Consider the following 18,761-nt stretch of genomic DNA (forward strand, 5'->3'; position numbering starts at 1 on the left):
AGGATATCGCCATGAGCTTTACGACTGCAGGTTATCAACTGGCGCCGGTGCTGCCCGAGCTCGTGCTCGCGGTCGGCGCCATGGCGCTTCTGATGCTCGGCGCCTATCGCGGGCAGGGGACCACCGGCGCGGTGAACACGCTGGCGGTGCTGCTGCTGATCGTGGTCGGCGTGCTCGAATACATGCTGCCCGCAGGCAAGCAGGTGACCTTCGGCGGCAGCTTCATCGTCGACGATTTCGCCCGCTTCATGAAGATCCTGGCCCTGATCGGCTCGGCGGTGACGCTGGTGCTGTCGACCGAGTTCCTGTCGGACCCGTCGCGGCGCATTTTCGAGTACGCGATCCTGGTGCTGCTCTCGACGCTCGGCATGATGGTGCTGATCTCGGCCGGCGACCTGATCTCGCTCTATCTCGGCCTCGAATTGATGTCGCTCGCGCTCTACGTCGTGGCGACCTCGAACCGTGACAACGCCAAGTCGACCGAAGCCGGCCTGAAGTACTTCGTGCTGGGTGCATTGTCCTCGGGCATGCTTCTCTACGGCGCCTCGCTGATCTACGGCTTCACCGGCACCGTCAGCTTCGCCGGCATCGCCTCGGCTGCGACCGCCGCGAATATCGGCCTCGTGTTCGGCCTGGTGTTCCTGCTCGCGGGTCTCTGCTTCAAGGTCTCGGCCGTGCCGTTCCACATGTGGACGCCCGACGTGTACGAAGGCGCCCCGACCCCGGTCACCGCGTTCTTCGCGTCTGCGCCGAAGGTGGCCGCGCTCGCTGTCTTCACCCGCGTCACGCTGACCGCATTCCCCGGCATCGTCTCGCAGTGGCAGCAGATCCTGGTGTTCGTGGCGATCGCCTCGATGGCGCTGGGTTCGTTCGCCGCGATCGGCCAGAGCAACATCAAGCGCCTGATGGCGTACTCCTCGATCGGCCATATGGGCTTTGCGTTGGTCGGCCTTGCCGCCGGTACCGTCGAGGGCGCCCAGGGCGTGCTGATGTACATCGTGATCTACGTCGCGATGACGCTCGGCTCGTTCTCGATCATCCTTGCCATGAAGCGTAACGGCCAGGCCGTCGAGCAGATCAGCGATTTCGCCGGTCTGTCGCGCACCAACCCGCTGCTCGCCTTCATGTTCGCGATGCTGCTGTTCTCGCTCGCCGGCATTCCGCCGCTCGCCGGCTTCTTCGCCAAATGGTACGTCTTCGTGGCCGCCATCAAGGCGAATTTGTTCACGCTCGCCGTGATCGGCGTGCTCTCCAGTGTGGTTGGCGCCTACTACTATCTCACCATCGTCAAGACGATGTATTTCGATGAGCCGGCCGGCCAGGTCGATCCGGTGCGCGTCGAGGTCAAGACGGTGCTGGCGGTCGCGGGCCTCTTCAACATCCTGTTCGCACTGTTCGCGGGTCCGGTGGTGAGCGTCGCCTCCGCAGCCGCCAAGTCGCTGTTCTAGGATGGGCTTCGCGCTCGGTCCTCGTGCCATCGCGGCGGGCTACAGGCTCGCAGCTTCTGAGCGGACCGGCTCGACCAACACGGATGCGATCGAAAGCGCGCGTTCCGGCGAACGCGGCCCGATCTGGTTCGTGACGGCGGAGCAGACGGCGGGCCGCGGTCGCCGCCAGCGTGCCTGGGTCTCGCCAAAGGGCAATCTCGCTGCCAGTGTCCTCGAAGTCGTGAACTTGGCCCCTGCGGTCGCCGCGACGATAGGTTTCGCCGCCGGGCTGGCGCAGGAAGCCGCCCTGGAGAAAGTCAGTATCGAAGCCGCGCTGCGGCTCGGGCCCGACCGGCCGCGCTACACCCTGAAATGGCCGAACGACGTCCTCGCCAATGGCAAGAAGCTGGTCGGCATCGGGCTGGAGGCCGAAGCCGTCGGCGATCGCCTCGCCATTGTGGTCGGCATCGGCACCAATATCGTGTCGGCGCCCGAGGGCACGCCGACGCCGGCGGTATCGCTCGCAGCTCTCGGCGTCCAGATCAGCGCAGAGGAGCTGTTCTCGGCGCTGACGGATACCTGGGTCGAGTTTCGCGGCATCTGGGACAATGGTCGCGGCTTTGCCGAGATCCGAAAACTCTGGCTGGAGCGCGCCGCCCGCCTTGGCGAGCCGATCGCGATCAATACGGGAACGACGACGCTGGAAGGCATTTTTGACACGATCGACGACACCGGCTGCCTGATCGTCCGCACCGCGGAGGGCCGTCGTGTGCCGGTGGCCGCGGGCGAGGTGTTCTTTGGCCCGGTTCGTTCGGTAGGAGCTGCGTGATGGCGAGGCCCGACGAACTGGTATTTGCGCCGCTCGGCGGCGTCGGCGAGATCGGCATGAACCTGTCGATCTACGGCCTTGGTAACCGCCAGCAGCGGTCCTGGCTGGCGGTCGATCTCGGCGTCTCCTTCGGCGACGAGGAGCATCTGCCCGGCATCGACCTGATCATGCCGGACATCAGCTTCCTTGAGAAGGAGCGCAAGAACGTGATGGGCCTGGTGCTGACCCACGCCCATGAGGACCATTTTGGCGCCATCATCGACCTCTGGCCCAGGCTGAAATGCCCGATCTACGCCACGCAATTCAGCGCGGCGCTGTTCGAGGCCAAATGCGCCGCCGAGCGCAACGCGCCAAAAATTCCCGTCACCGTGGTCCCGTCCGGCGGCCGTATCGACGTCGGCCCCTTCAACGTCGAGTTCATCCCGGTTGCGCATTCGATTCCGGAAGCGCATGCGCTGGCGATCCACACCGAGGCCGGCACGGTGCTGCACACCGGCGACTGGAAGATCGACCCGACCCCGACGCTGGGACGCCCCACCGACGAGAAGCGGCTGCGCGAGCTCGGCGAGGAGGGCGTGCTCGCCCTGATCGGTGATTCCACCAACGCCGTGCGCGACGGCCGTTCGCCTTCCGAAGCCGAAGTCGCCCGCACCATCATCGACCTCGTCAAATCAGCCAAGGGCCGCGTCGCGGTCACGACCTTCGCCTCCAACGTCGCGCGCATCAAGGCCGTCGCCGACGCGGCGAAAGCCGCCGACCGCGAGGTCGTCGTGGTCGGCCGCGCCATGGAGCGCGTGGTGCAGGTCGCGCGCGAGACCGGCTATCTCGACGGCGTCCAGAATTTCCGTTCGCCCGAGGTCTACGGCCATCTGCCGCAGGACAAGGTGCTGGCGCTCTGCACCGGCAGCCAGGGCGAGCCCCGCGCCGCATTGGCCCGCATCGCCAATGACGACCATCCCGAGATCACGCTCAACCGCGGCGACAGCGTGATCTTCTCCTCGCGCACGATCCCGGGCAACGAGAAGGCGGTCGGCTCGATCATCAACAATCTGGTGCTGCAAGGCGTCGAGGTCCTCACCGACCGCGACCATCTGGTTCACGTCTCCGGCCATCCGCGTCGCGACGAGCTGCGCGACATGATCTCCTGGGTGAAGCCGCAACTCCTGATCCCCGTCCATGGCGAGGCCCTGCACCTGAACGAGCACGCCAAGCTCGCGCGCGCTGCCGGCGTGCCGCGCGTGCTGGTCATTCGCAACGGCGACCTCGTCAAGCTCGGCCCCGGCGATCCCGGCATCATCGGCGAGGTGCCGTCGGGCCGGATCTACAAGGACGGCACGATTCTCGAGGATTCCAAGTCCCGCGCCGTGGTCGAGCGCCGCCGCCTGGCCTTCTCCGGCTGTGCCTTCGTCGCCATCGCCATGACCGCGCAGGGCGAGCTCGCCGACGAGCCCGAGGTCGATCTGGTCGGCATCCCCGAGAAGAACCGGGCGGGCGAGCCGTTCGACGACATCGTTTTCGATGCCGTGATGTCCACGATCGAGGGCCTGCCGAAGGCGCGGCGCCGGGATCCGGACGCGCTGGCTGAATCGGTGCGGCGCGCAGTCCGGGCGGTCATCAACGAACATTGGGGCAAAAAGCCCCCCTGTCTGGTACACATCCTGACAGTCTAAGGGAGAAGCACATGCTGGGCCGGCTCAACCATGTGGCGATCGCCACAAAGGACGCGATCAAGGCTGCCAAGATCTACGGCGCGGCGTTCGGGGCGCAGATTTCCGAGGCCGTCGCGCTGCCCGAGCATGGCGTCACCACCGTGTTCGCGACGCTCCCCAACACCAAGATCGAGTTCATCGAGCCGCTCGGCGAGACCTCGCCGATCGCAAAGTTTCTCGAGCGCAATGCCGATGGCGGCATCCACCACGTCTGCTACGAGGTCGTCGACATCATCGCCTCGCGCGACACCCTGGTGAAGGAGGGCGCGCGCATCCTCGGCGACGGCGTGCCGAAGATCGGCGCCCACGGCAAGCCGGTGCTGTTCCTGCACCCGAAGGACTTTTCCGGGGCGCTGGTCGAAATCGAGCAGGCGTAAGACCGCACCATGGCCGTCCAGATATCAACCGCGCTCGCGATCTACTTCGTCATCTGGTGGATCGCACTGTTTCTGACCCTGCCGTTCGGCGTGCGCAGTCAGCACGAGGATGGCGTCGGCGCGCCCGGCACCGACCCCGGCGCCCCGGTCCTGACCGGCATGAAGCGCAAGCTGATCTGGACCACGATCATCTCGGCGATCATCTATGGCCTCGGCATGGCCGCCTATGAGGCCGGCTATCTCTCGATCGAGCGGCTGTCGAAATTGATGGGAATGCCGTTTTAGAGGTGAGCCGACGAGAGACAAACCAAGGTCGTCATTGCGAGCGCAGCGAAGCAATCCAGTATCCCACCGCGGAAAGATTCTGGATTGCTTCGCTTCGCTCGCAATGACGCCCGAGATAGTTCGATTAGTTGGGGAATAACGAATGACTTTTCAGAGGATCGTCGTCGCGCTTCTGGTGCTGATCGTCGCCGGGATCAGTGCCATCGGCTATTTTGAATGGAGGACGGCCGTGCAGGCGCGAACCCTTAAGGCGTTCGTCGAGGGCTACGTCTTCAACGAGGCCGTGATGGCCTGCGAGCAGGCCAAGAGCTCGACGCCGTTCAAATGGAACGGCGGCAAGAGCACCTCGGTCATCGGCCTGAACTCGGTCAAGCTGGACAAATACGCCGTCAGCGCCAGCTACACGCTGGTGGCGGACAGCGTTTATTGTGATTACGATCCCATCAAAAGAAAGGCCGAGATCGGCTCGAGCTTCCTGGAGCGGGAGTAACGATCCGGCCTTGCCAAGCATGGGATGGGATCGTCATGACCGGGAGCCGGGTGGGGGACTATCGGATTCTGCAGGAAGCGGCCTTGCGGGACTATCTCGCAGGCTTGCCTGAGATCGCGGCACTGCTCGGCGGCGCGCCGGCCGGCTGGGCCATCACCGAGGTCGGCGACGGCAATCTCAACCTCGTCTTCATCGTCAAGGGCAACCGCGGCGGCATCGCCGTGAAGCAGGCGCTGCCTTACGTCCGCCTGGTCGGCGAGAGCTGGCCGCTGCCGCTGTCGCGGGCCCATTACGAATATCTCGCGTTGTCCCGGCAGGCCGAGCTCGCGCCCGGCCTCGTGCCGGCGCTGCTGCACCACAACGAGACGCTGGCACTCACCGTGATGGAGCTGCTCGAGCCCCACGTCATCATGCGCAAGGGGCTGGTGGCTGGGACGCGCTACCCGCGCTTCGTCGAGGACATCACCACCTTCATGGCGCGGACGCTGTTCTTCACCTCCGACCTCGCGCTCACAGCCGCCGAGAAGAAGGACGCGATCGCGGCCTTCGCCGGCAACCATGCGCTGTGCAAGATCACCGAGGATCTGATCTTCACCGATCCCTATCGTATCGCCGAGCAGAACCACTGGACTGCGCCGTATCTCGACGGCCTGGCCGCGTCCTTGCGCGACGACATGGAGCTGCATGTCGCGATCTCCCGGTTGAAGCTGAAGTTCATGGCAAGCCCGGAAGGACTGCTCCATGGCGATCTCCACACCGGCTCGATCATGGTGACCGAGGGCGAGACGCGGGTGATCGACCCGGAATTCGCCTTCTACGGCCCGATGGGTTTTGATGTCGGCGCGGTGCTGGCGAACCTCCTGATGGCATATTTTGCATCAAGCGGTCACGAGCGCTCGCCCGGCGAGCGGCAGGCATTTGAGAGCTGGGTGCTGGAGACAGTCGAGAAGGTCTGGAACGGGTTCGCGCGAAAATTCCTTGGCCTCTGGCGGACGGAAGCCCGCGGCGACGCCTATCCGGTCTCGCTGTTCGCCGGCGACAAGGGCGCCGCGCGGCTGGAGATCGAGCGGCAGGCCTATCTACAGCGTCTGTTCACCGACACGGTCGGGTTCGCCGCCGCGAAAACGATCCGCCGCATCTTCGGCCTCGCTCACAACATCGACTTTGAGCTGATCGAGGATCCGAAGAGCCGCGCCATCAGCGAAGCCCGGGCCGTGCGGCTCGCACGCGGAATGATGGTGGAGGCGGTGGCGTTTCGGACGATCGCCGACGTCACGGGCGCTGCGCGAAAATTGCGCGATTGGCAGCCGGAGCTATCGCAATGACGGTGGAGGGAGTTGGGTCGTCAGCGGGCTCTTTCTTTCGCGATGGACGGCGGAGAGAGCCGAGTCACCCAACCACCGCCGCCCGCGGCACCACCATCGGCTGCCGCTCTCCATACATCAACGACCGCCACAACCATTCGAGCGGGCCGTAGCGGTAGTGGCGCAGCCAAAATGCGCTGAAGCGCAACTGTGCGGCGTAGACGATGATTCCGATGGCGAGGGCCGGGGCGACGCCGAGCCGGCCGAACAGGCCAAGGCCATAGCCGTAAAATATCCAGCCGAAGATGACGGATTGTGCGACGTAGTTGGTGAAAGCCATCCGGCCCAACGGCGCAGCCCAGCCAAGCAACTTCTTTCCGCGCTCGACATGGGCGATGCCGAGGATCGCGGCACCATAGCCCAGCGCCAGCACAATGGTGCCAAGCGGCTCGATGCCGCGATAAAGGAGGCCTGCGCCGAGGCCGATCGCGGGGAGCGCGATGGCGAACAGGCCGCGCGTATTTTGCACAATGCCGCTGCGCCAGGCCAGCGCGCCCAGCAGAAACAGCCCGATCGTGCGCAGGAAGACGAATGCGTGCAGCGAGGCGATGAGGGGAATTTCGCGCAGACGAAACGGCAGCACGTCGCGGAAACCGCCCGTCGCATAGATGCGATTGGCATCCATGACGTCCTGCCAGATCGCGGCCCGGCTCGGAAACAATCCGGCCGGCGGAAAAGCCTGCATGGCCAGATACAGCGCGAGAGACACCAGAGCGGCAAGCGTCAGCAGCCAGCGTGGACCAAACAGGAACGGCAGCACGATGAATCCGGCAATCGCATATTCGGTGAGGATGTCACCGTTCCAGATCAGGCACAGATGAATGACGCCGAACACCAGCAGCACGGCGAGCCGGCGCAGGAGCAGCGCGGTGCGGCGCTCGCTGTTGGCGAGCCGGTCGAATTGAATGGCAAGGCCTGCGCCGAACAGCAGCGAAAACAGCGCAAATGCCTTGAGCTCGACGGCCTGGCTCAGGATCGCCTCGACGGCGCGATCGATTGGTGAAGCGAGAATCCTGGGGCCAAGAAACTGCTCGAAAATCGAAACGCGAAATTCCATCACCAGGTTGATGGCCATGACGCCGAACAGCGCGATGCCCCGCAGCACGTCGATGGCGTCGATCCGCTCCGCGGAGGGCGTCGGCCTGGGAGCTCCGGCGTTATCGGACGTCATCGAAGGATTCCAATCGTAGCTCGGCGACATGCGATGGAGGACGAGATGCCGCCACATTCTCTGTCATTGCCCATCCTACGGGCTACGGGCTGAGGGCGCGTTAATACAGCCGCATCTGAAGCGGAGCGCCGTCCGGGCCGACCGGCAGGCCCCGGGTCTCGTTGGCTGCGACCTCGAGCTGTCGACCCATCTGATCGGGAAAAATGTTCACCGGCCCTGGCTTGCGGGATGTGCAGCGCAAGAGCGTGCCGAGACAGCCAGGGTGTCGCGCCGGGCGCCGCGTTCCGGAACCCGTCTCCATCAAAACGAGGCTTGCATTCGACGGGCTCCGAATGATCAAATCCCTGATCGGGATACCTGCGTTGTTGGGGGACATATGATGTTCAGGATGATTGCGATCGTTGCGGGCTTGGGACTGGCGCTCGCCGCCCCGGCAGAGGCCCAGACACCGCGCAAGGGCGGAACCATCCGCATGACCGCACCCTACGGTTCGAGCTTCACCAGCCTGGACATCCACACCACCCAGCGCGCCCAGGACGAGATCTACGCCAAGGCCCTGCATCGTTCGCTCTACATCTGGGATTCCGCGGAAGGAAAGCCGGTTCCGGAACTTGCCAAGGAGGCCGTCGTCTCCGGCGGCGGTCTCGTCTACACCTTCAAGCTCCGCGACGACGCCTACTTCCACAATGGCCGCAAGATGACGGCCGACGACGTCATCTGGTCCTATAACCGCATCATGGACGGCACCAGGGCCTATCCTGGCGCGCGTTATGTCCGCATCATCGAGGGCGCGGCCGCGGTCGAGAAGGGCCAGGCCAAGGAGATCTCCGGCCTGAAGAAGATCGACGACTTCACCGTCGAGATGAAGCTGACCGAGAAGGTCGATCCGGCCTTCTACCTGTTCACCGCGCTGACCTCGATCTATCCCGCCGACGAGGCTGTCAAGGACAGCTTCATCCAGCACCCGATCGGCCTTGGACCGTTCAAATTCGTCGAGCACGTGCCGGGATCGCGCATCGTCATGGAGCGCTGGGATCGGTTCTACAAGCCCGGCAAGCCCTACGCCGACAAGGTCATCGTGTCGGTCATGGGCGAGGCCGCGGCACGCGATGTCGCCTTCCGCAACAAGGAGATCGACACCTCCGTGCTCGGGCCGGCGCAATATGTCGCCTATCAGGCTGATCCCAACCTCAAGGGCACCATCGCCGAGGTCGCCGAGGTGTTCACGCGTTACATGGGGATGAATCCCGCGTTCAAGCCGTTCGCCGACAAGCGTGTCCGGCAGGCGATCAACTATGCGATCGATACCGATCTGATCATCAACAAGCTGGTCAAGGGCAAGGCCTATCGCGCCACCAGCTGGCTGCCGCTGACCTCGACGGCCTACGACAAGGCGATGAAGCCGTACCCCTACGATCCCGCCAAGGCCAGGCAGCTGCTCGCGGACGCCGGCTATCCCTCGGGCTTCGAATTCGAATGGACCACCAGCCAGAATGAAAGCTGGGGCCTGCCGATCGTCGCGGCCGTGATCCCGATGCTGGACAAGGTCGGCATCAAGGCGAAGGTCAAGCAGGTCGAGGCCGCGGTGCTGTCGGAGGTGGTTCGCTCCGGCGACTACCAGGCCTTCATCTATTCCCAGCAGACCGGCCCGGACCCCCAGGCCGCCCTGAAATGCTTCCACTCCTCGACGCCGCAATCGGCCTGCAACTACATGAACTTCAAAAACGTCGAGTTCGACAAGATCATCGATGAGGCCGGGCAGGCCGACGACACTGCCAAGCGCACCCAGCTGCTGCAGAAGGCCAATGCGCTGCTCTACGACGAGGCGCCGGTCTGGTTCTTCAACTACAACAAGGCGGTCATGGCGGTGCAGCCGTGGCTCCACGGCGTTCAGCTGAACGCGACGGAGCTGACCCACCAGAATGTCGAGGACCTCTGGGTCGACGAGACCTCGCCCGCGAAGTGACACGCGTTCTCGTGCTCCCTCCATCGCCATGAGCGATGGGGGGCGGAAGAAAGTGCCGATGCTCTCCTTCCTGATCCGCCGCCTGCTGCAAACCATTCCGACCGTGCTCGCTGTCGTGGCTCTGGTGTTCGTGCTGTTCAGCGTCGTTCCCGGCAGCATCGTCTCGTCCATGAGCGACGACGCCGATCCCCAGGTCGAGCTGCGCCTGAAGAAGCAGCTTGGCCTCGACGATCCCGTCCATGTGCGTTTCGGCGCCTATATCGCCAAGCTTGCCACCGGTGATTTCGGCACGTCTTTCCGGACCCGCGAGCCTGTGACGACCATGATTGCCAAGCGGGCCTGGCCGACGCTGCAACTGATCTTCACCGCCATGGCGTTTTCGGTTCTGCTCGGCGTGCCGCTCGGCTTCATCGCCGCATTGCGGCCGGGCGGGCTCGTCGACACGCTCGCGATGGTCGTGGCGGTGTCGGGCCTGTCCATTGCCAAGTTCTGGCTCGGGCTGGTGCTGATGTATGCGTTTGCGCTGAAGCTCGGCTGGCTGCCGAGCTTCGGCTATGGCGATGGCGGCCTGAAATATCTGCTGCTGCCGGCCGTGACGCTCGGCGTCTCGCCGATGGCGCTGTTTGCCCGGACCACGCGCGCTGCGGTGCTCGAGATCATGACGGCCGATTTCGTCCGTACCGCGCGTTCCAAGGGCATGAGCGAGACGCGGGTGGTGAAGTGGCATGTGATGCGCAACGCGCTCGTGATCATTCTCACCACCGTCGGCCTGCAGTTCGGCGGGCTGATGGGGCAGGCGGTCGTCGTCGAAAAATTGTTCTCGTGGCCGGGTATCGGTTCGCTGCTGGTGGACAGCGTCCTGCAGCGCGACATTCCGGCCGTCCAGGGCTCGATTCTCGTGGTGGTGCTGGCCTTCCTCGCGATCAATCTGCTGATCGACGTGCTCTATGGCGTGATTGATCCCAGGATCAGATACGCATGAAGCTCCGCGCCAATCTCGTCATCGGTGGCGCGCTGTTCGCGCTCGCGATCCTGGTCGGTGTGCTCGCGCCCTGGCTGGCGCACACCGATCCCGTCCTGGACGCCAATCTGCTGAACGCGGAGGAGCCTCCGGGCTGGACCTGGTGGTTTGGCACCGACGACCAGGGTCGCGACATCTATTCCCGCGTCGTCTACGGCGCGCGCGTCTCGCTGACGGTCGGCATCGTCTCGCAGCTCATCAACAGCGTCATCGGCGTGGCGCTGGGCCTGAGCGCCGGCTATTGGGGCGGCTGGTGGGACGATGTCGTCAACGCCCTGACCAATGTCATGCTCGCGATCCCCTCGCTGATCTTCGCGCTCGCCATCATGGCGGTGCTTGGCCCGGGCCTGACCAGCCTGCTGATCGCGCTCGGGCTGACCAACTGGTCCTTCACCTGCCGGATCGCACGCGCCTCGGCGCTGTCGCTGAGGAGCCAGGGCTATGTGCAGGCGGCGACCGTGCTCGGCTATGGCGATCTGCGCATCATGATCACGCAGCTGTTGCCGAACATGCTGGGGCCGATCGTCGTCATCGGCACGCTCGGCATGGGCAGCGCGGTCCTCTCCGAGGCCGCATTGTCGTTCCTCGGCCTCGGCGTCCGCCCGCCGTTTCCGAGCTGGGGCAGCATGTTGTCGGACGCCCGTGACCAGATCACGACGGCGCCGTGGCTCTCGGTATTTCCGGGCCTCGCCATCTTCCTGACGGTGCTCGGGCTCAATCTGCTTGGCGACGGCCTGCGCGACATTCTCGATCCCCAATCGCGGAGCAGGCGGACATGACCGGCGCGCCGCTGATCGAGGTCCAGGATCTGCGCATCGATCTCGACAATGGATCGCGGCGCGTTGCGGCCGCCGAGGGCGTTTCATTCCGCATCGATCGTGGCGAGACGTTTGGTCTTGTCGGCGAATCCGGCTGCGGCAAGAGCATCACGGCGCTCGCCCTGATCGGCCTGCTGCGGCAGCCGCTGTCGATCGGCGGCGGCGTCATCCGCTTTGACGGACGGGAGATCCAGCACCTTTCAGCCGCCCGGCAACGGGATCTGCGCGGCAATCGCATCGCGATGATCTTCCAGGAGCCGATGACGGCGCTGAACCCGGTCTCGCCGGTCGGACGGCAGATCGCCGAGATGTTCGTGCTGCACAAGGGCAAGAGCTGGCGCGAGGCCAATAAGCTTGCGGTCGAGGCGCTGGCGAGCGTCCGCGTTCCCGCGCCGGAGCGGCGCGTCAACGATTACCCGCACCAGCTCTCCGGCGGCATGCGCCAGCGCGTGATGATCGCCATTGCGCTCGCCTGCAGTCCGGATCTCCTGATCGCCGACGAGCCGACAACCGCGCTCGACGTGACCGTGCAGGCCGAGATCATCGAGCTGATGCGCAATCTCTGCGCCGAACGCGGCACGGCGATCCTGATGATCAGCCACGATCTCGGCCTGGTCGCCAATGTCTGCCGCCGCGTCGCCGTCATGTATGCCGGCCGCATCGTCGAGGAGCGCGGCTCCGCCGACATCTTCCGCGCGCCCTCGCACCCCTATACGCAAGGTCTTGTCGCCTCGCTGCCGCGGCTCGGCAGCCGTGCTGCGCTCGGCCGCAGCAGGCTGAAGGAGATCGCGGGCGTCGTCCCGGCGATCACGAATTTTCCGGAGGGCTGCCGGTTCAATCCGCGCTGCGCAAATGCGACGGACATTTGCAGGAGCGTGGCGCCGACGGCGGAGTTTCTGGAGGCGGGCGGCCTGGTGAGGTGTCATCACCATGCATGAGCCCAAAAACAGATCGGGTGAGGGGAGGCCGGACGACGATCTCATTCTCAGCGTCGAGGATCTCGCGGTTCATTTTCCGCTGGGCGGCGGCTTGTTCGGCCGCGGCCAGCGGTTACTTCGTGCCGTCGACGGTGTCGATCTCAAGCTGAAGCGCGGTGAATGCCTCGGCCTCGTCGGCGAGTCCGGTTCTGGCAAGTCGACAGTGGCCTTGTCGATCCTGGGTCTGCTGACGCCGACGCGCGGCCGCATCGTGCTGGACGGGCAGGTCGTGACCGGCCGGCCGTCCGGCGATCGCAAGGCGCTGGCCCGGACTGTCCAAATCGTCTTTCAGGATCCCTACGCCTCGCTCAATCCGCGCCAGACCGTGCGTCGCACGCTGGAGGATCCCCTTCGTGTGCATGGCGTGACCGCAAGGAGCGAGATCGAGGATCGCGTCGCGACCATGCTGCGGCATGTCGGCCTGCGGCCCGAACAGGCCGACCGCTACCCGCATGAATTCTCCGGCGGCCAGCGCCAGCGTATCGGCATTGCGCGTGCCCTGATCCTCAACCCCAAGATCGTCATCTGCGACGAGCCCGTCTCGGCGCTCGACGTCTCGATCCGCGCCCAGATCATCAACCTGCTGCTGGAATTGAAGGACACGCTCGGTCTGTCCTACATCATGATCAGCCACGACCTCGGCGTGGTCGAGCACATGAGCGATAGGGTTGCCGTGATGTATCTCGGCCGCATCGTCGAGAACGGCGACTGGCGCGAAATCTTCGAACGCCCGGCGCACCCCTATACCCAAGCCTTGATTGCCGCCATCCCCGATCCCTTGCGCCATGCCCCGCTGGCGACGACAGGGGGAGACCAGCCCAATCCGCTCAATCCGCCGAACGGATGCGCGTTCAGCCCGCGGTGTCGTTATGCGGAGGCGGTTTGTCGGAGGGAGCCGGGACCGGTGCTGGAGACGCGCGCGGATGGTCATGCGGTGCGCTGCTGGCGAGCGGATGAGATTGCGGGGCAGGTGGCGTTGGCTTCGAACGAAAGCGAGCACCTCTAGGATGGTGGGTCCGTCTTGGCGTGCTATCTCCCCATCGTCATTGCGAGCGCAGCGAAGCAATCCAGAATTCTTCCGCGGCGACAGCCTGGATTGCTTCGCTGCGCTCGCAATGACGAGCTCGGTTGAGCGAGCTTCGCTCTATCCCCGTCACCCTCTGAGGTGGCCGCTTCTTCAGCGGCCCTCGAAGGGCGACGGCCACGCTGGAACAGGATATTCGCCCTCGCTGTGGTAACCTCTAAGGGGTTGCACGAAACATAGTTGGAACGACGTCTCTCGTCGTCCGTTGACGCGGCGTCGCGCCGGACGCTTTTTCCGAGTCCGGCGGAGCCATATGAGCAGCGAGGAGACTGGTTATGGCAAGTGCGGCAGGCCGCGATCCGCGACACCATACTCAGTAGATGCAGAAGGCCCTCCGGGATATCCGGAACCATTTGCGCGAAGACATCCAGAAGGTCGACGAGCCACAGTTGAAGGCGATGTTCGAGACGTCCGCCGAGGTTTTGGGTGGTCTCGAGAAGGCCTTCAAGGACTATGAGCAGAAGAACGAACCGGCCTGGCGCTGACTGACAGGTCCCGGCGCCGCTACGGCCCCGCGCATCCACAGGAGCGCCGTGATGGAAGTCGTTGTGCCAAGCAAGCGCCGTCTCCTCTTGCTCGAGGCCGGGATCTCGGCCATGCGGTCCACCGGAGCGACAAGCCTATGCGCCGTGGTACCTCGCCGCCTTGGGCGCGACCCACGCCCCGATCGAACGGCTTGACGATGCGCCGGCGGGGCGGACGGCGGTGACGGGTTCCCCCCGCGTTCCCCCCGATGACTTCTTTGCAGCTTTCAACGCAGGCGGGTTGACAGTCCGGCCATCAGGGCATTTATTCGCGCCACGGGGAATTGCGATCTCCCCGCGAGGCGACATGCCCAAGAATCGCGTCCTGGTCACCAAGGGCGCAGCATGTCAACATCATACGCCTCTATCTCACCCGACAAATTATCCCGACTGATCGGCACGACCACTTCGCCGACGCTGATCGATGTGCGTATCGACGCGGACTTCGCGGCAGATCCGCGCTTGATACCTGGCGCGACAAGACGCTCTCAACTCGACGTTCGGGACTGGGGCTCGCGCTTGACGGGGCAGTCTGGCGTCGTCGTCCCAATAAGATGCATCCAAGTGCTCGCACCTCGCCAGGGGAGCACGACCTAATGGATGGACTTGTCTTTGTTGTTTTTGCTCTTGCCGCCCTTGTGGGCGGCTTCGTCAGCGGCTTTTCGGGCTTCGCGATGGGGCTGGTCGTGTCCGGTGTCTGGTTGCACATCATCTCGCCGATGCAGACTGCTTCTCTGATCGCCGGCTACGGCCTGCTCACACAGGGCTACGGCATCTTCAAGCTGCGCAAGTCGCTGGATTTGCGCAGGGCGTGGCCCCTCGCGCTCGGGACCGTTATCGGGATTCCGATCGGAGTTGGGATTCTCTCGTATCTCAACCCGGCCTACCTTCGGCTCGGCGTCGGTGTATTATTGATGGTCTACTCGATATACGGCCTCGCACGACCGGTGTTCGCTCCGATCAAGATCGGCACCCGAGCCGACATCGCCATCGGCATTTCGAATGGTCTGCTTGGCGGTTTGACGGGGCTGGGCGGCGTGATCTCCACGATCTCATGCCAATGGCGGGGCTGGCCCAAGGATGTGCAACGGGCCGTGTTCCAGCCGGTGTTGTTCGTGGCCTTCGTTGTGATTTCGCTCTCTCAAATCGCCGCCGGAACCATCACGGAAGACACGGCGAAGCTGTACGCCTTGGGCGTCCCTTTCATGGTCGTCGGCCTGTGGTCTGGCTTCCGGCTGTTCGGAAAGATTGACGACGAGACCTTCCGCAAGACGGTGCTTGCGCTGCTGCTGTTCGCGGGAGTGTCGCTGATCGCATCGACGCTTCCTTCCCTTCGCTGATTGATGAGGGCACCATGCCGCTGAAGACTGTTGGCACGATCGCCATCCCCAACGGACAGGACAGCGATTTCGATCACGCCGCCTTCGATCCGAAGACCCGTCGCGTTTTCATCGCGCATACGGCACGTGGCTGCATTGAGGTGATCGATCACGATGCGCAGAAGCATATCGCAACTCTCCCTGGTTTTCCGGCCGTAGCCGGCGCGGTCGCCGATGACGGGGAGATACTCACGACCAACCGTGGCGCGGCGACGATCACGTGGATGGACGCTGCAACATACGAGATCAAGGGCGTGTTCCCGTCGGGGCAGCGTCCGAACGGCGCGGTCATTGTCAAAAACAGGCAGATTGGCATTGCCGCCTGCATCGGCGACGCAAATCAAGGACCGACGCTTCAGCTCATTGATTTGAAGCAGATGACGCAGCGTTGCATTGAGCTCCCGGGCAGGCCGCGCTGGTGCGTTACTGACGCCAATGGCGAGCGCGTGTTTCTCTGCATCCGCGAACCGTCGATGATCCTGTCGGCGCGACTGCCTGATCTCTCGGAGATTGCTTATTGGCCGTTGCCGTCGGGCGGCGCGCACGGCCTCGATATCGATCACGCGCGCAATCGTCTCTACGCCGCCTGCGACGACGGTGATCTCGTGGAGATCGACAGCAAATCCGGGAAGGTCACCAACGTCTGGCCGATTGCCGGGCCGCCTGACGTGACATTCTTCAATCCGGCGACCGGTCGCGTGCATGTGGCGATTGGGAACCCAGGCGTCATCGAGACGATCGATCCTCGGTCGGGCGATCGCATCACTACTGTGACGGGCGCCGGCGCGCATACGACCGCTCTGGTGGGACCGGATCGGCTCTACGTGATCTCGCCGAGCCACGGCGGCGTGCTGGTGCTCTCCGATGGGTGATAACTGGAGCGGCGGCATGTCGCAAACGACTTCGATGGCCCGAATCTCTATGGCAGGACGATTGATGATGTGCACCATTGCAGGCTTTCCGTCGCGATCTTCTTTACGCGCGAGGCTCGTGGCGACTGTGCTGATTTTTTCAGTGGGAGGAAACGCCGTGGCCGAGACCCTGAATTTTGACAATGCTCCTGTCGGAATGCCGCCCGAGGGATGGACCTTGACGATGACCGGCAAGGGAGAACCGAAATGGACCGTCGAGGCCGAACCCTCCGCGCCAAGCAAGCCGAACGTTCTCAAGCAATCCGGACGAGCGACATTTCCGGTGGCGATCAGACGCGACACTGCCATCCGCAACGGCTTCGTTGAGGTCAAATTCAAGGCCGTCTCCGGGTCGGAAGATCGCGCCGCGGGCATCATCTGGCGGGCGAGGGATGCCGACAATTACTACGTCGTCCGGGCCAACGCGCTGGAGGACAATGTCGTGCTCTACAAGACGATCAAGGGCATTCGGACATCGCTGGGGATCGTCGGCCGCAAGGGCGGATACGGCGTCAGCGCACCCGTGACATCAGGGCAATGGCACGTGCTGCGTTGCGATTTCGCTGGAGGTCGATTCAAGGTGAGCTATGACGGAAAGCCAATATTCGAAGTGGAGGACGCCACCATCGTGGATGCCGGCATGATCGGCCTCTGGACCAAGGCGGATAGCGTGACCCTGTTCGACGATCTGACATATGGCGAGATCAAATAGAGGTTCGTCCACCTTGCCGGAGACCACCATGAATGTCAGATGTTTATCGGTCGCGACGGCCCTGCTGATCGCGTCGATCTGCCCAATGCGGGCGGAAGATGCGTTGGTCGCCTATAAGTCACTCACTCCGGAGCTGGCGCTCGATCTCGCGACCGCTGCGTTGGGCAGCTGCCGTGATCATGGTTACCAGGTTGCCGTCGCCGTTGTCGATCGCTTCGGCGTGACGCAAGTGATGTTGCGTGATCGCTTTGCAGGCGCCCATACGCTGTCAACGGCATCCGGCAAGGCCTGGACAGCTGCGTCGTTCAAGACCAGCACGACAGAGCTGAATGCGGTCAGCCAGTCGGGCATGATGCAGTCGGGCATTCGGAGTCTTCCCGGGGTGGTCATCATAGGAGGAGGACTGATCGTCGAGGCAGGCGGCGCTCTGGTCGGAGCGGTCGGCGTGTCCGGAGCGCCGGGCGGCGATGCGGATGAAGCCTGCGCGAGAGCCGGGATCGCGGCCATACGTGACAAGCTCGAGTTCTGAGAGCGGACGTGGAGATATCGGATCGAGGGTTCGTGCTTCTCAACTTCCGGCGCCGCCGACAAGACGAGGGCGCCGGTTTGCGAGCGGATTCGCAACCGGCAGGGCGCGCAACCATTCGCGAAAACTGACGATCTCAGGGCAATCCGCGGTGCCTTCAGGCGCAACCAGCCAATCGCCCAAGCCCGACCTCTCATTGACCCGCTCGCAGCGATAGCCCGGATGGTGGCCGAGACCGCGGGCGATCAGCAGGTCCACCTTGCCCTCGACCAATTCGTGCAGGCCGGCCGGGTGCAGCACCCGCAAGCCGATCTCCGCATGCGCGCTGCGAAACCTCGCCAATTCGAGGCGGCGCAGGTCGAAGCTGCCATGGACTCCCAATTGCAGCAGCGCCGCGCCTGCCGGCTTCAATTGCAAGGTCGCCTCCGCAATGTAGCGAAAGCCTTCGGAGACCCCGGGCAAGTAGGCCTGACCGGCCGCGGTGAGGATGAGCTGCTTATGTAGCCGATCGAACAGTTGCACGCCGAGACGGGCCTCCAGCGCTTTCACCTGCTGCCCCACGGCGGCGGGTGTCACGTGCAGCTCGTGCGCGGCAAGCTTGAAGCTGAGATGCCGGGCGGCGGCCTCAAAAGCGCGAAGCGCGTTGAGGGGTGGAAGGGTGTAGGTCATCGCGCACCAGTTTGACACCGACGGGCCGTGACCTTGCAATAGATTTTCTTGCGCCGAGCTGCAGGAATGATGCTTTGCGCGACGCCGATGCCGCCGGATACGGTCGGCCCGCAATCCGGAGAAAGCCCATGCCCCCAGCTCACATCGTCAGCCACAATCCCGCAACTGTCCATGCTCCCGCCGGCGGCTACAGCATGGGACTCGAATTGAAGCAGCATCGCCGCCTGCTGTTCATCAGCGGCCAGGTCCCCGAGAAATCCGACGGCACCGTGCCCGAGGGTTTCGAGGCGCAATGCGAGCAGGCCTGGCGCAACGTGATCGAGGTGCTCGCCGCGGCCGGCCTTGGCGTCGAGCACCTGGTCAAGGTCACCACGTTCCTGACCGATCGCGATCAGGTCGTGACCAACCGCACCATTCGCGGCAGGGTGCTCGGGGAACACCAGCCCGCGCTGACGGTCGTGATCGTCGAGACCGTCGACAGCAAATGGCTGCTGGAGATCGAGGCGATCGCCGCCGACTGAA

20 protein-coding genes and 1 pseudogene are annotated in these 18,761 nt (G+C 64.2%); 19 read left to right on the forward strand and 2 right to left on the reverse strand.

Annotated features, from left to right (window positions below; genetic code table 11):
- Positions 1 to 11 precede the first annotated feature (11 nt).
- The 7 genes from nuoN to mtnK all read left to right on the forward strand — a co-directional run bounded on the left by nuoN (position 12) and on the right by mtnK (position 6,442).
- Complete coding sequence (nuoN, locus tag ABID58_RS11890) at positions 12 to 1,448, forward strand: NADH-quinone oxidoreductase subunit NuoN (protein ID WP_148753638.1); 1,437 nt, start codon at positions 12 to 14, stop codon at positions 1,446 to 1,448.
- A gap of 1 nt (position 1,449) precedes the next feature.
- The gene (locus tag ABID58_RS11895; RefSeq protein ID WP_148753639.1) at positions 1,450 to 2,256 is read left to right on the forward strand and encodes a biotin--[acetyl-CoA-carboxylase] ligase; all 807 of its coding nucleotides are present in this window, start codon (positions 1,450 to 1,452) and stop codon (positions 2,254 to 2,256) included.
- Complete coding sequence (locus ABID58_RS11900; RefSeq protein WP_354032752.1) at positions 2,256 to 3,926, forward strand: ribonuclease J; 1,671 nt, start codon at positions 2,256 to 2,258, stop codon at positions 3,924 to 3,926. Before ABID58_RS11895 ends, ABID58_RS11900 begins: the two co-directional genes overlap by 1 nt.
- A gap of 11 nt (positions 3,927 to 3,937) precedes the next feature.
- Positions 3,938 to 4,342, forward strand: coding sequence for a methylmalonyl-CoA epimerase (gene mce, locus ABID58_RS11905; RefSeq protein ID WP_354032753.1), 405 nt, complete (start codon positions 3,938 to 3,940; stop codon positions 4,340 to 4,342).
- Positions 4,343 to 4,351: 9 nt separating this feature from the next.
- Complete coding sequence (locus ABID58_RS11910; RefSeq protein WP_354032754.1) at positions 4,352 to 4,627, forward strand: DUF1467 family protein; 276 nt, start codon at positions 4,352 to 4,354, stop codon at positions 4,625 to 4,627.
- Positions 4,628 to 4,769: 142 nt separating this feature from the next.
- Positions 4,770 to 5,117 (forward strand): hypothetical protein, encoded by a 348-nt coding sequence (locus ABID58_RS11915; protein WP_354032755.1) that lies wholly within the window; start codon positions 4,770 to 4,772, stop codon positions 5,115 to 5,117.
- 35 nt (positions 5,118 to 5,152) lie between these two features.
- Positions 5,153 to 6,442 carry an S-methyl-5-thioribose kinase gene (gene mtnK, locus ABID58_RS11920; RefSeq protein ID WP_354032756.1) on the forward strand — a complete coding sequence of 430 codons (1,290 nt, stop codon included), beginning with the start codon at positions 5,153 to 5,155 and terminating at the stop codon, positions 6,440 to 6,442.
- A gap of 64 nt (positions 6,443 to 6,506) precedes the next feature.
- Here the strand turns inward: mtnK and ABID58_RS11925 are convergent, their stop codons facing one another.
- Positions 6,507 to 7,652, reverse strand: coding sequence for a DUF418 domain-containing protein (locus ABID58_RS11925; protein ID WP_354032757.1), 1,146 nt, complete (start codon positions 7,650 to 7,652; stop codon positions 6,507 to 6,509).
- Between the two features lie 376 nt (positions 7,653 to 8,028).
- Here ABID58_RS11925 and ABID58_RS11930 point away from each other — a divergent pair, with 376 nt between their 5' ends.
- The 11 genes and pseudogenes from ABID58_RS11930 (at position 8,029) to ABID58_RS11980 (ending at position 17,573) form a co-directional block, all read left to right on the forward strand.
- Positions 8,029 to 9,618, forward strand: coding sequence for an ABC transporter substrate-binding protein (locus ABID58_RS11930; protein WP_502916402.1), 1,590 nt, complete (start codon positions 8,029 to 8,031; stop codon positions 9,616 to 9,618).
- 58 nt (positions 9,619 to 9,676) lie between these two features.
- Complete coding sequence (locus ABID58_RS11935; RefSeq protein ID WP_354032808.1) at positions 9,677 to 10,600, forward strand: ABC transporter permease; 924 nt, start codon at positions 9,677 to 9,679, stop codon at positions 10,598 to 10,600.
- Positions 10,597 to 11,418: an ABC transporter permease gene (locus tag ABID58_RS11940; protein WP_354032758.1), complete on the forward strand. Its 822-nt coding sequence runs from the start codon at positions 10,597 to 10,599 to the stop codon at positions 11,416 to 11,418. Before ABID58_RS11935 ends, ABID58_RS11940 begins: the two co-directional genes overlap by 4 nt.
- Positions 11,415 to 12,395, forward strand: a complete 981-nt coding sequence (locus tag ABID58_RS11945; protein ID WP_354032759.1) for an ABC transporter ATP-binding protein — start codon at positions 11,415 to 11,417, stop codon at positions 12,393 to 12,395. Before ABID58_RS11940 ends, ABID58_RS11945 begins: the two co-directional genes overlap by 4 nt.
- The gene (locus ABID58_RS11950) at positions 12,388 to 13,440 is read left to right on the forward strand and encodes an ABC transporter ATP-binding protein (RefSeq protein ID WP_354032760.1); all 1,053 of its coding nucleotides are present in this window, start codon (positions 12,388 to 12,390) and stop codon (positions 13,438 to 13,440) included. Before ABID58_RS11945 ends, ABID58_RS11950 begins: the two co-directional genes overlap by 8 nt.
- Before the next feature lie 398 nt (positions 13,441 to 13,838).
- Positions 13,839 to 14,003 carry a hypothetical protein gene (locus ABID58_RS11955; protein ID WP_354032761.1) on the forward strand — a complete coding sequence of 55 codons (165 nt, stop codon included), beginning with the start codon at positions 13,839 to 13,841 and terminating at the stop codon, positions 14,001 to 14,003.
- Between the two features lie 384 nt (positions 14,004 to 14,387).
- Positions 14,388 to 14,588 (forward strand): annotated as a pseudogene (locus tag ABID58_RS11960) (rhodanese-like domain-containing protein); the annotation flags it as partial.
- A 50-nt stretch (positions 14,589 to 14,638) separates the two neighbouring features.
- Entirely contained in the window at positions 14,639 to 15,382 is a 744-nt protein-coding gene (locus ABID58_RS11965; protein WP_354032762.1) for a sulfite exporter TauE/SafE family protein, read from the forward strand.
- A gap of 14 nt (positions 15,383 to 15,396) precedes the next feature.
- Entirely contained in the window at positions 15,397 to 16,293 is an 897-nt protein-coding gene (locus ABID58_RS11970) for a YncE family protein (protein ID WP_354032763.1), read from the forward strand.
- Positions 16,294 to 16,450: 157 nt separating this feature from the next.
- On the forward strand, positions 16,451 to 17,044 hold the full coding sequence (locus tag ABID58_RS11975) for a hypothetical protein (protein ID WP_246230113.1): 594 nt from the start codon (positions 16,451 to 16,453) through the stop codon (positions 17,042 to 17,044).
- A gap of 28 nt (positions 17,045 to 17,072) precedes the next feature.
- The gene (locus ABID58_RS11980) at positions 17,073 to 17,573 is read left to right on the forward strand and encodes a GlcG/HbpS family heme-binding protein (protein ID WP_354032809.1); all 501 of its coding nucleotides are present in this window, start codon (positions 17,073 to 17,075) and stop codon (positions 17,571 to 17,573) included.
- Positions 17,574 to 17,612: 39 nt separating this feature from the next.
- Here ABID58_RS11980 and ABID58_RS11985 read toward each other — a convergent pair whose 3' ends face one another.
- Positions 17,613 to 18,239 carry a LysR family transcriptional regulator gene (locus ABID58_RS11985; RefSeq protein WP_354032810.1) on the reverse strand — a complete coding sequence of 209 codons (627 nt, stop codon included), beginning with the start codon at positions 18,237 to 18,239 and terminating at the stop codon, positions 17,613 to 17,615.
- Positions 18,240 to 18,367: 128 nt separating this feature from the next.
- On the opposite strand from ABID58_RS11985, the gene ABID58_RS11990 reads away from it, so the two are divergent.
- Positions 18,368 to 18,760 carry a RidA family protein gene (locus ABID58_RS11990; protein ID WP_354032764.1) on the forward strand — a complete coding sequence of 131 codons (393 nt, stop codon included), beginning with the start codon at positions 18,368 to 18,370 and terminating at the stop codon, positions 18,758 to 18,760.
- Position 18,761: the final 1 nt, after the last annotated feature.

It is taken from the genome of Bradyrhizobium sp. S3.2.6 (assembly GCF_040546885.1).
In the GTDB taxonomy this organism is placed as follows: domain Bacteria; phylum Pseudomonadota; class Alphaproteobacteria; order Rhizobiales; family Xanthobacteraceae; genus Bradyrhizobium; species Bradyrhizobium cytisi.

What these genes read in the sequence shown, in the direction of transcription:
- ABID58_RS11930 (WP_502916402.1), top strand. Translation starts at nt 8,029, where the DNA reads ATGATGTTCAGGATGATTGCGATCGTTGCGGGCTTGGGACTGGCGCTC.
- ABID58_RS11915 (WP_354032755.1), top strand. Translation starts at nt 4,770, where the DNA reads ATGACTTTTCAGAGGATCGTCGTCGCGCTTCTGGTGCTGATCGTCGCC.
- ABID58_RS11965 (WP_354032762.1), top strand. Translation starts at nt 14,639, where the DNA reads ATGGATGGACTTGTCTTTGTTGTTTTTGCTCTTGCCGCCCTTGTGGGC.
- mtnK (WP_354032756.1), top strand. Translation starts at nt 5,153, where the DNA reads ATGACCGGGAGCCGGGTGGGGGACTATCGGATTCTGCAGGAAGCGGCC.
- ABID58_RS11970 (WP_354032763.1), top strand. Translation starts at nt 15,397, where the DNA reads ATGCCGCTGAAGACTGTTGGCACGATCGCCATCCCCAACGGACAGGAC.
- ABID58_RS11955 (WP_354032761.1), top strand. Translation starts at nt 13,839, where the DNA reads ATGCAGAAGGCCCTCCGGGATATCCGGAACCATTTGCGCGAAGACATC.
- ABID58_RS11895 (WP_148753639.1), top strand. Translation starts at nt 1,450, where the DNA reads ATGGGCTTCGCGCTCGGTCCTCGTGCCATCGCGGCGGGCTACAGGCTC.
- ABID58_RS11925 (WP_354032757.1), bottom strand. Translation starts at nt 7,652, where the DNA reads ATGACGTCCGATAACGCCGGAGCTCCCAGGCCGACGCCCTCCGCGGAG.
- mce (WP_354032753.1), top strand. Translation starts at nt 3,938, where the DNA reads ATGCTGGGCCGGCTCAACCATGTGGCGATCGCCACAAAGGACGCGATC.
- nuoN (WP_148753638.1), top strand. Translation starts at nt 12, where the DNA reads ATGAGCTTTACGACTGCAGGTTATCAACTGGCGCCGGTGCTGCCCGAG.
- ABID58_RS11940 (WP_354032758.1), top strand. Translation starts at nt 10,597, where the DNA reads ATGAAGCTCCGCGCCAATCTCGTCATCGGTGGCGCGCTGTTCGCGCTC.
- ABID58_RS11980 (WP_354032809.1), top strand. Translation starts at nt 17,073, where the DNA reads ATGAATGTCAGATGTTTATCGGTCGCGACGGCCCTGCTGATCGCGTCG.
- ABID58_RS11935 (WP_354032808.1), top strand. Translation starts at nt 9,677, where the DNA reads ATGCTCTCCTTCCTGATCCGCCGCCTGCTGCAAACCATTCCGACCGTG.
- ABID58_RS11945 (WP_354032759.1), top strand. Translation starts at nt 11,415, where the DNA reads ATGACCGGCGCGCCGCTGATCGAGGTCCAGGATCTGCGCATCGATCTC.
- ABID58_RS11985 (WP_354032810.1), bottom strand. Translation starts at nt 18,239, where the DNA reads ATGACCTACACCCTTCCACCCCTCAACGCGCTTCGCGCTTTTGAGGCC.
- ABID58_RS11950 (WP_354032760.1), top strand. Translation starts at nt 12,388, where the DNA reads ATGCATGAGCCCAAAAACAGATCGGGTGAGGGGAGGCCGGACGACGAT.
- ABID58_RS11910 (WP_354032754.1), top strand. Translation starts at nt 4,352, where the DNA reads ATGGCCGTCCAGATATCAACCGCGCTCGCGATCTACTTCGTCATCTGG.
- ABID58_RS11900 (WP_354032752.1), top strand. Translation starts at nt 2,256, where the DNA reads ATGGCGAGGCCCGACGAACTGGTATTTGCGCCGCTCGGCGGCGTCGGC.
- ABID58_RS11990 (WP_354032764.1), top strand. Translation starts at nt 18,368, where the DNA reads ATGCCCCCAGCTCACATCGTCAGCCACAATCCCGCAACTGTCCATGCT.